The sequence below is a fragment of the Mesorhizobium sp. genome, from assembly GCF_017306585.1.
GTDB lineage: Bacteria > Pseudomonadota > Alphaproteobacteria > Rhizobiales > Rhizobiaceae > Mesorhizobium.
In genome coordinates this window covers 1-12070 of record NZ_JAFKIC010000295.1, presented here as the reverse complement: position 1 = coordinate 12070, position 12070 = coordinate 1, and the positions used below count along the sequence as shown (strand labels likewise).

Below are 12070 nucleotides of genomic sequence, written 5' to 3'. Positions count from 1 at the left end.
CCTCTGTCCTGCCGGACCTCTCCCCCGTCGAGGGGGAGATTGGCGGTTTGCGCGCCCCACTCAATCCTGCAGCATTGGCGATTGGCGAAAGCCGACGCGACGGCTGATCTCCCCCCAAGTGGGGGAGATGTCCGGCAGGACAGAGGGGGGCGCTGTCCCGCCAGCCTATCAGCCTACTTTCCTGCTAGCGCCTTCTCCAGCGCCGCCACCCCTTTCACAATCGCCGTCTGCTCCCCCGCATTCAGCCTCTCCAGCAACTCCCTTTCAAAAGCCTTCGCCAGCGGCACCATCTCGCGATAGGCCGCAAGCCCAACCTTTGTCAGCGCAAGGTGCTCGACCCGGCGGTCCATCTCATCCGGCGTGCGCGTCAGCCAGCGCCGGCGTTCCAACTCGGCCACGGCGCGCGACACCTTGGTCTTGTGCATGGCCGATTGCTCGCCGAGCTCCGTAGCCGTCATCGTGCCGCGTTCGCCGAGGCCTGACAGCGTGCGCCATTCCGGCCGCGTCAGGCCATGGCGTTCCCTGTAAATGCGCGAGAACTCGCGGCTGACGGTGTCGGCAAGCCGGTAGAGCCGGTAGGGCAGGAAGCTTTCAAGCTCGAGGAATTCCGGTTCCATGGGCGCACCACTGAAGCTGATCAGCCGTTGATAGTTACATTTTCGATGGTTACAAATGAAACCAGTTTGGTCAATCCGGGAGGACGCGATGGCCTTTTCCTATATGCCGGGCTTCGGCAACGACTTCGAAACCGAGACACTGCCCGGCTCGTTGCCGCAGGGGCGCAACTCGCCACAGCGGCCCGCCTATGGCCTCTACGCCGAGCAGCTTTCCGGTTCACCCTTCACCGCTCCGCGTGGCACCAATGAGCGCTCCTGGCTCTATCGCATCAGGCCGAGCGTCAAGCATACCGGCCGCTTCAAGCCAGCGAGCTACCCCTTGTGGAAGAGCGCGCCCAATGTCGGCGACCACGAGCTGGCGCTTGGGCAATATCGCTGGAACCCGGTGCCCATGCCGAAGGAACCGACCGATTTCATCCGGGGTATGCGCACCATCACCACGGCCGGCGACGTGCTCGGCCAGACCGGCATGGCGGCTCATGTCTATGTCGCGAACCAGTCCATGGCCGACGACCATTTCTTCAACGCCGACGGCGAGTTGCTTGTCGTGCCGCAGGTCGGCGCCTTGCGTTTCGTCACCGAGATGGGCGTCATCGAGATCAGGCCCGGCGAGATTGCCGTCTTGCCGCGCGGCCTCGTCTTCAAGGTTGAACTGATCGACAAGGAAGTGCGCGGCTATGTCTGCGAGAACTACGGCGCCAAGCTGACCTTGCCCGACCGCGGCCCGATCGGCGCCAACTGCCTGGCCAATCCGCGCGATTTCAAGACGCCTTGCGCCTGGTTCGAGGAGAAGGAGACGCCATGCCGGTTGACGGTGAAATGGTGCGGAAGCTTCCATGTCACCGAACTCGGCCATTCGCCGCTCGACGTGGTCGCCTGGCACGGCAACTACGCGCCCTACAAATATGATCTGGCGACCTTTTCGCCGGTCGGCGCGCTCCTATTCGACCATCCTGATCCGTCGATCTTCACCGTGCTGACGGCGCCGAGCGGCGAGGAGGGCACCGCCAACATCGACTTCGTCATCTTCCCGCCGCGCTGGCTGGTCGCCGAAGACACGTTCCGCCCGCCCTGGTACCACCGCAACATCATGAGTGAGTTCATGGGCCTGATCCACGGCCAGTACGACGCCAAGGAGGAAGGCTTTGTTCCCGGCGGCATCAGCCTGCACAATCTCATGCTGGCTCATGGGCCGGATGCGTCTGGTTTCGAAAAAGCCTCGCGCGCCGAGCTGAAACCGGTCAAGCTCGACAATACCATGGCCTTCATGTTCGAGACGCGATACCCGCAGATGCTGACCCGCTACGGCGCCGAACTCGAAACCCGGCAGGACAACTACATCGACTGCTGGGCGGATCTGAAGAAACGTTTCAACGGCACACCCGAGGGCGATTGGTCTTGAGCGCCGTCTCCACGCCGGACCGGTTGGTGCTTCTCGGTTCGAAGGGCGGCCCGGCGTTGCGGCCGGGCGGACCGTGGCCGAGTTCGTCGCTGCTTGAGATCGGCGGGCGAGCCATCGTTGTCGATTGCGGCCTGGGTGTCACGCGCGGGTTGGTCGATGCCGGCATCAGCCTGAAAGATCTCGACCTTATCTTCATCACGCATCTGCATTCGGATCATGTGCTGGAACTTGGACCGCTGATCCACACCGCCTGGACCGCGGGTCTGGCAACGTCGGTCAGCGTGTTCGGTCCGCCCGGAACCGGCCACTATTGGCACCGGTTTTGTCAGGCAATGGAGTTCGATATCGAGATCCGCATCGTCGACGAAGGCCGGCCCGATATTCGTGAGCTCGTTTCGATCAGTGAATTCGGCGAGGGGCAGATGCTTGAGCAGCGCGGCCTGAAAGTCTCGGCGCTGCGTGTCGATCACCCGCCGGTGACCGACTGCTTTGCCCTGCGCTTCGAGCATGGCGCGAAAGGCGTGGTCTTTTCCGCCGATACGGCCCTCTTTCCGCCGCTGGCCGATTTCGCCCACGGCGCCGACATTCTCGTGCACGAAGCCATGCTGGAAGAGGGCATCGAACGGCTCGTGGCGCGAACAGGCAACGGCGCGCGGCTCAGAGAACACCTTCTCGCCAGCCACAGCTTCGCCGAAGATGCCGGCCGTATCGCCAGCGATGCCGGTGTGAAAAGGCTTGTGCTCAATCACCTTATCCCCGCCGACGACGCCGGGATCGGCGAGGCCGACTGGACCGCCGCTGTCAGGAAAACATGGGCCGGCGACTTGACGATCGCCTGCGACGGTCTTGTTGTGGAGTTAAGCGGCGCCAAGGCCGCACAAGGAGAGGAAACCGCATGAAGCTTGCCACCCTGAAGGATGGGACGCGTGATGGAAAGCTCGTCATCGTCTCGCGCGACCTGACGCAGTACACCGATGCCTCGTTCCTGGCGCGCACGCTGCAGGCAGCTCTCGATGACTGGCGCCGGATTTCGCCGCATCTCGCGACGATAGCGGAATCGCTGGAGAACAATGCGCTGCCGTCCTCCCGCTTTCATGAGCACGACGCCCATTCGCCGCTGCCGCGCGCCTATCAATGGGCGGACGGGTCGGCCTATGTGAACCATGTCGAACTGGTGCGCAAAGCGCGCGGCGTCGAGATGCCCGCGAGCTTCTGGACTGATCCGTTGATCTACCAGGGTGGCTCCGACTCCTTCATTCCGCCGCGCGATCCGATCCGCATGGCCGACGAGGCTTTCGGCATCGATATGGAGGCGGAGGTTGCCGTCATCGTCGACGATGTGCCGATGGGTGCTAGCCTTGACGAGGCACGTGCGGCGATCCGGCTGGTCATGTTGGTCAACGATGTCACCTTGCGCGCGCTTACCGGGCCGGAACTGGCCAAGGGATTCGGCTTCTTTCAGTCGAAGCCGTCATCGGCTTTCTCGCCCGTCGCGGTCACCCCCGATGAACTGGGCGATGCCTGGGATGGCGGCAAGCTCAGCCTGCCGCTGCTTGCCGATCTCAACGGCAAGCCCTTCGGCCGCGCCAATGCCGGCATCGACATGACTTTCGATTTCCCGGCGCTGATTGCCCACGCCGCGAAGACGCGGCCGCTTGTCGCCGGCACCATTGTCGGTTCCGGCACCGTTTCCAACAAGCTCGACGGCGGTCCCGGCAAGCCTGTCGCGGCAGGCGGCGCCGGCTATTCCTGCATCGCCGAACTTCGGATGATCGAGACGATCGAAGGTGGCGAGCCTAAGACCTCGTTCCTGCGCTTCGGCGACACGGTGCGCATCGAGATGAAGGACAAGGCCGGGCATTCGATCTTTGGCGCCATTGAGCAGAAGGTCGAGAAACACGAGGGATAGCGGGAGGAGCCGCAAATGGCGGGCGAGACGCTCTATCTGCTGGCCGGTGTCTGGGCGATCGCCATTCTGGCGGTCTTTGTCATGGCGATCCGGCTGAGCTACCGCATCGAGGCGCGTTCGCCTGACTTGACCAACCGCGGCGGCTTCCCCCGCAAGGCGATGTTGTTCCACACTGTTGCTAACCTGAAAGTCGCCCGAGACGAAGAAACCCAAGCAATGCGGCGGCGCATGAACGGACTGCTATTGATCGTTCTCGCCGGCTTTGTGATTATGGCGGCGGGCATTGGCCCGGCCGGCAGGATAGGCTCATGACCCTTCTCGATCATCTGCGCCGCATGGCGCGCAACAGCCTCTGGTCGAACGACCGGCTCTACCGTGCCGTGCTTGCCTTGAAGCCCGGTGAGTTCGAGGCTGAGCGCACGAGCTTCTTTCCGTCGATCAGGGAAACGCTCAACCACATCCTGGCGGTCGACCATCTCTACCTCGATTTTCTTGAAGAAGGCGGCGTCGGCGCTTCTGCCTATGACGACTTCGTACCGTTCGCGGATGCAGCGGGCCTAGCGGAGGCACAATTGGAATTCGACCGCCGCCTGATTGCCTTCTGCGATGGCCTGTCGGAAGCCGACCTCGACCGCCGCGTCATCACCGACCGGCGCGAGGATGGCATGATCCCCGAGCGCATCGGCGACATTCTCGCCCATGTCTTCCTCCACGATATCCATCATCGCGGCCAGGTTCACGCCATGCTGTCGGGCACATCGGTCGCACCGCCGCAACTGGATGAATTCCTGCTCGATTACGATGCGAAATTCAGGAAGGCCGAGATCCAACGATTGAGGCTGGAAAGCTAGGCGAGTGCAACATCATAGCGGGCGAAGTGCGTATCTGACGTCAGGATAGTCAAGTTCTCCGCCCGTGCCTGTGCTATCAACAACCTGTCGAACGGATCACCATGATGGGCGGGTAGATCACTGACCGCATGCGCGTGCCGGAACGTGACAGCGAGCTCTTGAAATCGCATCCTTGGAAGTAGTGCCGGCAAGTCTTCTGGAGTGCTCAGTTTGCCGATCGAACGTTTGATGGCTATTTCCCAAATGCTTGCCGCACTCGCGAAAACCACTGCTTCCGAAGCCAGGATGGCGCGGTGGTGCTCGCTGAGACGCCGATCGTCCGAAATCGACCAGAGGATGATATGGGTGTCGGCGAGAAACGGGCCGGCTGTCATTTAACGTACTCGTCCCATTCTGGACCGAGCTCGTCAAAATCATCCGCAATCCAGATCTTGCCCTTCAATGCGCCGATCCGCGGCAAGGGTTCGGCTACCGCCGGTGGAACGATCCGGGCTGCCACTTTGCCGTGGCGCGTCAGCACGATCTCCTCGCCGGCTTCCGCGCGGCTGACGAGTTCCGAAAATTTGGCTTTGGCCTCTGCAATGGAAATATTCATGGCACGATCCTTTATGACCATAATTTAGGTCATAAAAGATCGTGCCGCAAGAAGGTGGTTCGGCGGGCCTTATTCCGCCGCCTGAACCTTGATGACGCCGCGCTTGATCTGATCCTGCTCGATGGATTCGAAAAGAGCGCGAAAATTGCCCTCGCCGAAGCCCTCGTCACCCTTGCGCTGGATGAATTCGAAGAAGATCGGCCCGATCACGGTTTTCGAGAAGATCTGCAGCAGAATCTTGGTCATGCCGCCGTCGACCACGCCTTCGCCGTCGATGAGAATGCCGTGCTTCTTCATCCGTTCGATCGGCTCGTCATGGCCGTTCACCCGGTCATAGGACATGTCGTAATAGGTTTCCGGCGGGCCGGGCATGAACTTAAGGCCGTTCTCGGCGAGCTTGTCGGTGGCGGCGTAGATTTCGTCCGTGCCGACCGCGATGTGCTGGATGCCCTCGCCATTGTACTTCTTCAGATACTCGGCGATCTGGCTGGTCTCGTCCTTGGATTCGTTGAGCGGGATGCGGATCTTGCCGCAAGGCGAGGTGATGGCCCGGCTGACGAGGCCGGTGATCCTGCCGTCGATATCGAAGAAATGGATCTGCTTGAAGCCGAACAGATTGCGATAGAAATCCCACCATTTGTCCATCTGGCCGCGATAGACATTGTGCGTCAGGTGATCGAGGAAATAGAAACCGACGCCTTGCGGACGCGGGTCGCGCGCGCCGAGCCACTCGAACTCGGCGTCATAGGCCGAGCCCTTCTTGCCGTATGCGTCGATGAAATAGAGCAGCGAGCCACCGATGCCGACGATCGCGGGAACGTCGAGCGCCTTGTCGTTGCCTTCGTAGGGTGTGGCGCCTTTTGAGACGGCATGATCGAAAGCATGCTTGGCGTCGACAACGCGCCACGCCATCGAGGCGGCGCAAGGGCCGTGCTTCTCGACGAATTTCATCGCATGCGAGCCGGGCTCCGCGTTGACGACGTAGTTGATGTCGCCCTGACGCCAGACGGTGATGTCCTTGGTGCGGTGCTTCGCCACCGCGACATAGCCCATGCGCGTGAACAGTTCGGCGAGCTTCTGCGGTTCCGGATGCGCGAACTCGACGAATTCGAAGCCGTCGGTGCCGGCCGGGTTTTCCTTGCTGATCCTGGCGGGCGGGGCGTCGTGCGGGAAGGGACCCATGATATTCCTCCGAAATCTCATCTGGCCTGAATAGACCATCTGACGCCATCATAGCGCGGAGCCGCTGCATGGTGCTTGCATTCAAACGCTTGAAATGATCATCTCATGCGCAAAGCGCGCGCAATTGGAGCCAAAATCATGGATGAAACGCGCATCGATCAGTTTGACCGCAAGATAATGGCGCTTCTGCAGGGGGACGCGCGGCTTACCAACAACGATCTTTCGGAGCGCGTGAACCTGTCGGCGTCGCAATGTTCGCGCCGCCGCCAGCGGCTGGAGGAAGACGGCTACATCAAAGGCTATCGGGCGGTGCTCGACCGAGACCGGCTCGGTTTCTCGCTGGTCAACGTCATCTCGGTGACGCTCGCCACACACAACCGCGATAACGCCCGCCGCTTCGGCGAACTGGTGGCGCGGTTGCCCGAGGTACAGGAAGCGCACGCGCTGACCGGCGAGATGGACTACATCCTGAAAGTGGTGACGCCCGACCTCAAATCATTGTCGGAGTTCGTCAACGGCGTGCTCCTGCCACACGAATCCGTGCAGCATGTGAAGACGGCGATCGTGCTGGAGACGCTGAAGGAGACCGGCGCGCTGCCGATTTAGTCTTGGGACCTTTTGGATACGCTGGCAGGACAGAGGGGGCGCGAAGGAACGCCAACCTTACCAGTTTGCCGACCGCGCTTGGCCGTTACCCCCGCTGCTGCTGGATCAGCCCATAAAGATTGGTGCAGCGCGCGCCGGAGCGGCAGTACGCAAACACCGGGCCTTCCAGTTCGTCCAGCGCCTCGGCCTGGTCATCGACGTTTTCTTGCGTGATCTGGCCGCTGATGACCGGGATATAGCGGAAGGCGAGGCCGGCGGCTTCGACCGCCGACCCGATGCTCTTGGCCGAAGGCTGGCCCGGCTGCTCGTCATCAGGGCGGTTGCAGATGACGCTCTTGAAGCCGGCGGCCTTGATGGCCGCGACATCCTCGGCCTGAATCTGGCCGGAGACCGAATAGTCCTCGCTAATTTCACGGTATTCCATGGCGGCATCCTCACAAACTGATTTGGCGGGAGTCTTGCCACTCCTCGCCCGTGCCGGCAATCCGCGCTGACCGAAATCGTTCAGCGCGGATGGAAGTTTCAGCCGAAGAGCCGACTCAAGCCGCCCAGGCAGGGAAGGGATCTGGCAGGCCGCGCCACAGTTCGGGCCGGAAATCCTCGGCCTCGACCAGGCAGTCATCCAGTTCGGCGCGGATTTTCGCTTCGTTCATCGGCTCGCAGCCGATGAAGACCAGCTCCTGCCGGCGGTCGCCCCAGACGGGGTCGAGATAGGGCTTCATGCTATCGCGCCATTCGGCATGATCGGGCCAACGGTCTTGCGGTACGGCCGCCCACCACAGGCCGCGCTTTTCTGTACGCACCAGCGCTCCGGCATGGCTCATCTCGCCGACATGGCGCGGCCGCGTAGCCAGCCAGAAGAAACCTTTCGCCCGCACCACACCCGGCCATGCCTTGTCGATGAAGGCCTGGAAACTTGCGGGCTCGAACGGTTTTCGCGCCCTGTAGACGAAGGAGCGGATGCCGTATTCCTCGGTCTCGGGGATATGATCGCGAAAACCGTTGAGCTCCTTGAACCAGAGCGGGTTCTGCTGCGCCTTGTCGAAGTCGAAACGGCCGGTGGCGAGCACCTTGTCGAGCGCCACCTTGCCGAAATCCACTTCGACGATTTCGGCATCGGGATTGAGCGCCCGTACGATCAGCCTCGCCATGTCGCGCTGGTGAGCGCTGGCGGCACCGATCTTGTTCAACACCACGACATCGGCGAATTCGATCTGCTCGACCAGAAGGTCGACCAAGGCGCGGTTGTCCTGTTCGCCGAGCGACTGGCCGCGCTGGCTCAGGAAATCCGACGAGGAATAATCCTTGAGCAGGTTGAGCGCGTCGACAACCGTCACCATCGTATCGAGGCGGGCGACATCGGACAGGCTATTCCCGTGCTCGTCGCGGAAGTCGAAGGTCGCGGCGACGGGCAGGGGCTCGGAAATGCCGGTGGATTCGATCAGCAGATAGTCGAAACGGCCCTGTTCGGCCAGCGCGCGCACCTCCTTCAGCAGGTCGTCGCGCAATGTGCAGCAGATGCAGCCATTCGACATCTCCACCAGCTTTTCGTCGGTGCGCGACAGGTCGGCGCCGTCGCGCACCAGCTCGGCGTCGATGTTGATCTCGCTCATATCGTTGACGATGACAGCGACGCGGCGGCCTTCACGGTTCGACAGGATATGGTTGAGCAGCGTCGTCTTGCCGGCGCCGAGGAAGCCGGACAGCACCGTGACGGGAAGGCGTTTTAAGGCGGACATTGATTTCATATTTTATTCCATCTGTAATGTTATCTCATAACAAAGATGAGCCAGAAAAAGGCGGAGGCCGGCTCCGCCTTTCGGGGATCGGCTCCGCTCAACTCCCGACGATCGCGCCTTTGATCTGCCGGATGTTGTTGTGCATCATGTCGATATAGGTCGAACCCGGGCCGTCGGGCTGCGACAGCGCGTCCGAGTACAGCGTGCCGCCCACCTTGATGCCGGTTTCGCTGGCAATCTGCTCGATCAGCCGCGGGTTGGTAATGTTTTCCACGAAGATTGCTGCAGCCTTGTCCTGCTTGACCTGTTCGACCAGCTTGGCGACGTCGGCCGCGGACGGTTCGGAATCGGTCGAGATGCCTTGCGGGGCCAGGAAAGTCAGGCCGTATTCGTGTTCGAAATAACCGAAGGCATCATGCGAGGTGATGACGACGCGCTTGGCCTGCGGGATCGACTGGATCGCAGCCTTTACCTCGATTTCGAGTGCGTCGAGCTTCTTCGTGTAGGCCGCGGCATTTGTCTGGTAGGAGACACAGCCTTCGGAATCGGCCGCGCAGAACGCCTCGGCGATGTTCTTCACATAGATCTTGGCATTGGCGATCGATTGGAAGGCATGCGGATCCGTGACGGTCTTGCCGCCGCCGGTACCGGCGCCCTCGGCCGCGTCGGCATCGGCGAATTCAGGCTTGAAATCGATCGGCGTCACGCCCTTGGTCAGGGTGATGATCGAGGCCTTGGTGGCGCTGGCGTCGACCAGCCGCTGCAGGAACCCTTCGAAATGCAGGCCGTTGACCAGCACGACATCGGCTTTGGCCATGGCCACCGCGTCGGCCGGGCTCGGCTCGTAGACATGGGCGTCGCCGTCCGGGCCAACGATTGTGGTGATCGCGACGCGATCGCCGCCGACATTTTTGGCGAAATCGGCAATGACGGTGAAGCTGGCGACCACCTTCAGCGGCGCGGCCAACGCGGTTGATGCGCCAAAGCCGGTTAATGTTATAACGCTCATCGCCAGGGCGGCGCCAAATGATTTGAGCATAGATGGTTCTCCTTCTAGGGGCGGGGGATCAGGCCGTTCTGTGACGGTGATGGATGATGCGCGCGCGCAGGACGCCGCGCGTGCCGAACAGGATCGAGGCGAAGTAGACGACGCCGGCCGACAGGATGATGGCCGGGCCGGACGGCAGCGAGGCGTGATAGGACAACAGCAGGCCGGCGATGCAGGAGGCAAAGCCGATCAGCACCGCCAGGGCGCACATCGGCTCGACCCGCACCGTCCAGAAACGGGCCGCCGCCGCCGGCAGCATCATCAGCCCGACGGACAGCAGCGTGCCGAGCGCCTGGAAGCCGCCGACGAGGTTGAGCACGACGAGGCCGAGGAAGATGAAATGCACGGGGCTGCCCATGCGGCTGACCGAGCGCAGGAAAAGCGGGTCCAGGCATTCGGCGACCAGCGCGCGCCAGAAGATGGCGAGGCTGACCAGCGTTACAGCGACGATGCCGCCGATCAATGTCAGCGCCTCATTGTTGAGTGCAAGCACCGTGCCGAACAGCACATGCATCAGATCGACACTGGAGCCGCGTATCGACACCATTAGCACGCCGATCGCCAGCGAAATCAGATAGAAGGCCGCCATCGAGGCGTCCTCACGCTGGATGGTGAAGCGCGAGACGGCGCCGGCGCCGAGCGCGACGATGACGCCGGCGATCAGGCCGCCAATGGTCATCGGCAGGATTTCCAGCCCGTAGAACAGGAACCCGGCGGCCGCACCCGGCAGGATCGCATGCGCCATCGCGTCGCCGGAAAGGCTCATGCGCCGCAGCATCAGGAAAACGCCGATCGGGCAGGCGCCAAGCGACAGCATCAGCGAGCCGAACAGCGCGCGTTGCATGAAGGCGAAATCGGCAAAGGGCGCGATGAAAAGACCGTAGAGCGCTTCCATCAGGCAGCCCTCGGCCCGTGGTCATGGTCGTGATGATGCCCATGCGCATGGCCATGGCTGTCATCGTGTCCGTGATCATGGCTGTCGGGTTCGCACCAGGGCGCGTTTTCTTCCCAAGCTTCATGGAACCGGCGTGCGCGCAGAAGGTTTTCCGGCTTCAGCGTCTCCCTGGTCTCGCCCCAGGCGATCGGCTGGCGGGCCAACAGCAAGGTTTCGGGAAAATTCTGCCGCACCAGATCGAGGTCGTGGACCACGACCATGATGGTGCGCTCCTCGCCATGCCAACGCTTGATCAGCGCAATGAGGTCGCCGACCGTCTTGGCGTCAACCGCGTTGAACGGTTCGTCGAGCAGGATCAGGTCGGCGTCCTGCAACAGCACACGGGCAAACAGCGTCCGCTGCAACTGGCCGCCCGACAGCGTGTCGATCGGCCGCTTCTCAAACCCACCGAGGCCGACCGCCATCAGCGCCTTGCTGACCGCGGCGCGATCCTCGGCGGTATAGCGGCCCAGCATGCCGCGCTTCGGCCAGAGGCCGAGTGAAACCAGATCGACAACCCGGGCGGGAAAGGAGCGGTCGAGTTCCGATTGCTGCGGCAGGTAGGCGGTGCGCACGCCAGGAGCGCGAACGACTTCGCCGGCCATCGGCTTCAGAACGCCGACGATGCCTTTCATCAGTGTCGACTTGCCGGACCCATTGGCCCCAACCACTGCCGTCAGCGAGCCCTTGCGGATGGCGCCATTGAGATGATGGATCGCGGGATGGCTGTTGTAGCCGAGCGTCAGGTCGCGGAAGGTCAGGCTTGCATTGGTCATCAGGCGTTCAGGGCCGTCCGCGAAATTCAGGGGTCTTGTCGATATGTGATGTTATTACATTAGTCAACACGGCCTGTCGGCGGAAATGTGTCACATCGGGTCAACTCGCCGTGTATGCCAATGAATCGACGTCGGCGCGCCGAGGCCAGACAATTGGCTCAATTGGTTTCGTGTCCGCCGGCCTTGCCCCGGGCCGGCTTGGACTCTAAAGAGGCGCGACCCCTCGAACCAAGGAACCTACCATGAGCATTCGTCGCATCGATGTTGGCCCGCGCATGAGCCAGATCGTCATCCACGGCAACACCGTCTACCTGGCCGGCCAGGTCGGCGAGCCCGGCGGCAACGTCGCCTCGCAGACGCGCGATGTCCTGAAGACCATCGACGAATTGCTGGCCCAGGCTGGCACCGACA

The 12070-nt window shown here is 62.1% G+C and carries 16 protein-coding genes; 7 read left to right on the top strand and 9 right to left on the bottom strand.

What is annotated here, in order from left to right; all coding sequences use genetic code 11:
• Positions 1 to 173: 173 nt before the first annotated feature.
• A complete protein-coding gene (locus tag J0I79_RS33320; protein ID WP_292869867.1) occupies positions 174 to 617 on the bottom strand; it encodes a MarR family transcriptional regulator in 444 nt (147 codons plus the stop codon).
• Between the two features lie 88 nt (positions 618 to 705).
• On the opposite strand from J0I79_RS33320, the gene hmgA reads away from it, so the two are divergent.
• From hmgA to J0I79_RS33295, 5 genes are read left to right on the top strand one after another with little or no spacing between them, the layout of a single operon-like run.
• A complete protein-coding gene (gene hmgA, locus J0I79_RS33315) occupies positions 706 to 2019 on the top strand; it encodes a homogentisate 1,2-dioxygenase (protein WP_292869864.1) in 1314 nt (437 codons plus the stop codon).
• Positions 2016 to 2918 carry an MBL fold metallo-hydrolase gene (locus J0I79_RS33310; protein ID WP_292869861.1) on the top strand — a complete coding sequence of 301 codons (903 nt, stop codon included), beginning with the start codon at positions 2016 to 2018 and terminating at the stop codon, positions 2916 to 2918. Before hmgA ends, J0I79_RS33310 begins: the two co-directional genes overlap by 4 nt.
• Positions 2915 to 3928, top strand: a complete 1014-nt coding sequence (locus J0I79_RS33305; protein ID WP_292869858.1) for a fumarylacetoacetate hydrolase family protein — start codon at positions 2915 to 2917, stop codon at positions 3926 to 3928. The genes J0I79_RS33310 and J0I79_RS33305 overlap by 4 nt, the downstream gene beginning before the upstream one ends.
• Positions 3929 to 3943: 15 nt before the next feature.
• Positions 3944 to 4240: a hypothetical protein gene (locus J0I79_RS33300; protein WP_292869855.1), complete on the top strand. Its 297-nt coding sequence runs from the start codon at positions 3944 to 3946 to the stop codon at positions 4238 to 4240.
• Positions 4237 to 4779, top strand: a complete 543-nt coding sequence (locus J0I79_RS33295) for a DinB family protein (protein WP_292869852.1) — start codon at positions 4237 to 4239, stop codon at positions 4777 to 4779. The genes J0I79_RS33300 and J0I79_RS33295 overlap by 4 nt, the downstream gene beginning before the upstream one ends.
• Here the strand turns inward: J0I79_RS33295 and J0I79_RS33290 are convergent.
• From J0I79_RS33290 to hppD, 3 genes are all read right to left on the bottom strand, one after another.
• Positions 4776 to 5153: a type II toxin-antitoxin system VapC family toxin gene (locus J0I79_RS33290; RefSeq protein WP_292869849.1), complete on the bottom strand. Its 378-nt coding sequence runs from the start codon at positions 5151 to 5153 to the stop codon at positions 4776 to 4778. The genes J0I79_RS33295 and J0I79_RS33290 overlap by 4 nt on opposite strands.
• Positions 5150 to 5374 carry a type II toxin-antitoxin system prevent-host-death family antitoxin gene (locus J0I79_RS33285; RefSeq protein WP_292869845.1) on the bottom strand — a complete coding sequence of 75 codons (225 nt, stop codon included), beginning with the start codon at positions 5372 to 5374 and terminating at the stop codon, positions 5150 to 5152. Before J0I79_RS33285 ends, J0I79_RS33290 begins: the two co-directional genes overlap by 4 nt.
• Positions 5375 to 5443: 69 nt before the next feature.
• Positions 5444 to 6556 (bottom strand): 4-hydroxyphenylpyruvate dioxygenase, encoded by a 1113-nt coding sequence (gene hppD, locus J0I79_RS33280; protein ID WP_292869842.1) that lies wholly within the window; start codon positions 6554 to 6556, stop codon positions 5444 to 5446.
• 138 nt (positions 6557 to 6694) lie between these two features.
• Between hppD and J0I79_RS33275 the strand changes: the two genes are divergently transcribed.
• Complete coding sequence (locus J0I79_RS33275; RefSeq protein ID WP_027054987.1) at positions 6695 to 7162, top strand: Lrp/AsnC family transcriptional regulator; 468 nt, start codon at positions 6695 to 6697, stop codon at positions 7160 to 7162.
• Between the two features lie 85 nt (positions 7163 to 7247).
• Here the strand turns inward: J0I79_RS33275 and J0I79_RS33270 are convergent, their stop codons facing one another.
• The 5 genes from J0I79_RS33270 to aztA all read right to left on the bottom strand — a co-directional run bounded on the left by J0I79_RS33270 (position 7248) and on the right by aztA (position 11659).
• Positions 7248 to 7586 (bottom strand): TIGR01244 family sulfur transferase, encoded by a 339-nt coding sequence (locus J0I79_RS33270; RefSeq protein ID WP_292869839.1) that lies wholly within the window; start codon positions 7584 to 7586, stop codon positions 7248 to 7250.
• Between the two features lie 115 nt (positions 7587 to 7701).
• On the bottom strand, positions 7702 to 8910 hold the full coding sequence (gene zigA, locus J0I79_RS33265) for a zinc metallochaperone GTPase ZigA (RefSeq protein WP_292869836.1): 1209 nt from the start codon (positions 8908 to 8910) through the stop codon (positions 7702 to 7704).
• A gap of 88 nt (positions 8911 to 8998) precedes the next feature.
• On the bottom strand, positions 8999 to 9940 hold the full coding sequence (gene aztC, locus J0I79_RS33260) for a zinc ABC transporter substrate-binding protein AztC (protein ID WP_292869834.1): 942 nt from the start codon (positions 9938 to 9940) through the stop codon (positions 8999 to 9001).
• Positions 9941 to 9968: 28 nt separating this feature from the next.
• Positions 9969 to 10844, bottom strand: coding sequence for a zinc ABC transporter permease AztB (gene aztB, locus J0I79_RS33255; protein ID WP_292869831.1), 876 nt, complete (start codon positions 10842 to 10844; stop codon positions 9969 to 9971).
• Positions 10844 to 11659, bottom strand: a complete 816-nt coding sequence (aztA, locus tag J0I79_RS33250; RefSeq protein ID WP_292869828.1) for a zinc ABC transporter ATP-binding protein AztA — start codon at positions 11657 to 11659, stop codon at positions 10844 to 10846. The genes aztB and aztA overlap by 1 nt, the downstream gene beginning before the upstream one ends.
• Before the next feature lie 242 nt (positions 11660 to 11901).
• Between aztA and J0I79_RS33245 the strand changes: the two genes are divergently transcribed.
• Positions 11902 to 12070 (top strand): Rid family hydrolase (locus J0I79_RS33245; protein WP_292869870.1); only part of this gene is annotated, 169 nt, incomplete at its 3' end.

Excerpts from the sequence above, each read along its gene's own strand:
- J0I79_RS33320 (WP_292869867.1), bottom strand. The coding sequence starts at position 617 with ATGGAACCGGAATTCCTCGAGCTTGAAAGCTTCCTGCCCTACCGGCTC.
- hmgA (WP_292869864.1), top strand. The coding sequence starts at position 706 with ATGGCCTTTTCCTATATGCCGGGCTTCGGCAACGACTTCGAAACCGAG.
- J0I79_RS33305 (WP_292869858.1), top strand. The coding sequence starts at position 2,915 with ATGAAGCTTGCCACCCTGAAGGATGGGACGCGTGATGGAAAGCTCGTC.
- J0I79_RS33300 (WP_292869855.1), top strand. The coding sequence starts at position 3,944 with ATGGCGGGCGAGACGCTCTATCTGCTGGCCGGTGTCTGGGCGATCGCC.
- J0I79_RS33295 (WP_292869852.1), top strand. The coding sequence starts at position 4,237 with ATGACCCTTCTCGATCATCTGCGCCGCATGGCGCGCAACAGCCTCTGG.
- J0I79_RS33290 (WP_292869849.1), bottom strand. The coding sequence starts at position 5,153 with ATGACAGCCGGCCCGTTTCTCGCCGACACCCATATCATCCTCTGGTCG.
- J0I79_RS33285 (WP_292869845.1), bottom strand. The coding sequence starts at position 5,374 with ATGAATATTTCCATTGCAGAGGCCAAAGCCAAATTTTCGGAACTCGTC.
- hppD (WP_292869842.1), bottom strand. The coding sequence starts at position 6,556 with ATGGGTCCCTTCCCGCACGACGCCCCGCCCGCCAGGATCAGCAAGGAA.
- J0I79_RS33275 (WP_027054987.1), top strand. The coding sequence starts at position 6,695 with ATGGATGAAACGCGCATCGATCAGTTTGACCGCAAGATAATGGCGCTT.
- J0I79_RS33270 (WP_292869839.1), bottom strand. The coding sequence starts at position 7,586 with ATGGAATACCGTGAAATTAGCGAGGACTATTCGGTCTCCGGCCAGATT.
- zigA (WP_292869836.1), bottom strand. The coding sequence starts at position 8,910 with ATGAAATCAATGTCCGCCTTAAAACGCCTTCCCGTCACGGTGCTGTCC.
- aztC (WP_292869834.1), bottom strand. The coding sequence starts at position 9,940 with ATGCTCAAATCATTTGGCGCCGCCCTGGCGATGAGCGTTATAACATTA.
- aztB (WP_292869831.1), bottom strand. The coding sequence starts at position 10,844 with ATGGAAGCGCTCTACGGTCTTTTCATCGCGCCCTTTGCCGATTTCGCC.
- aztA (WP_292869828.1), bottom strand. The coding sequence starts at position 11,659 with ATGACCAATGCAAGCCTGACCTTCCGCGACCTGACGCTCGGCTACAAC.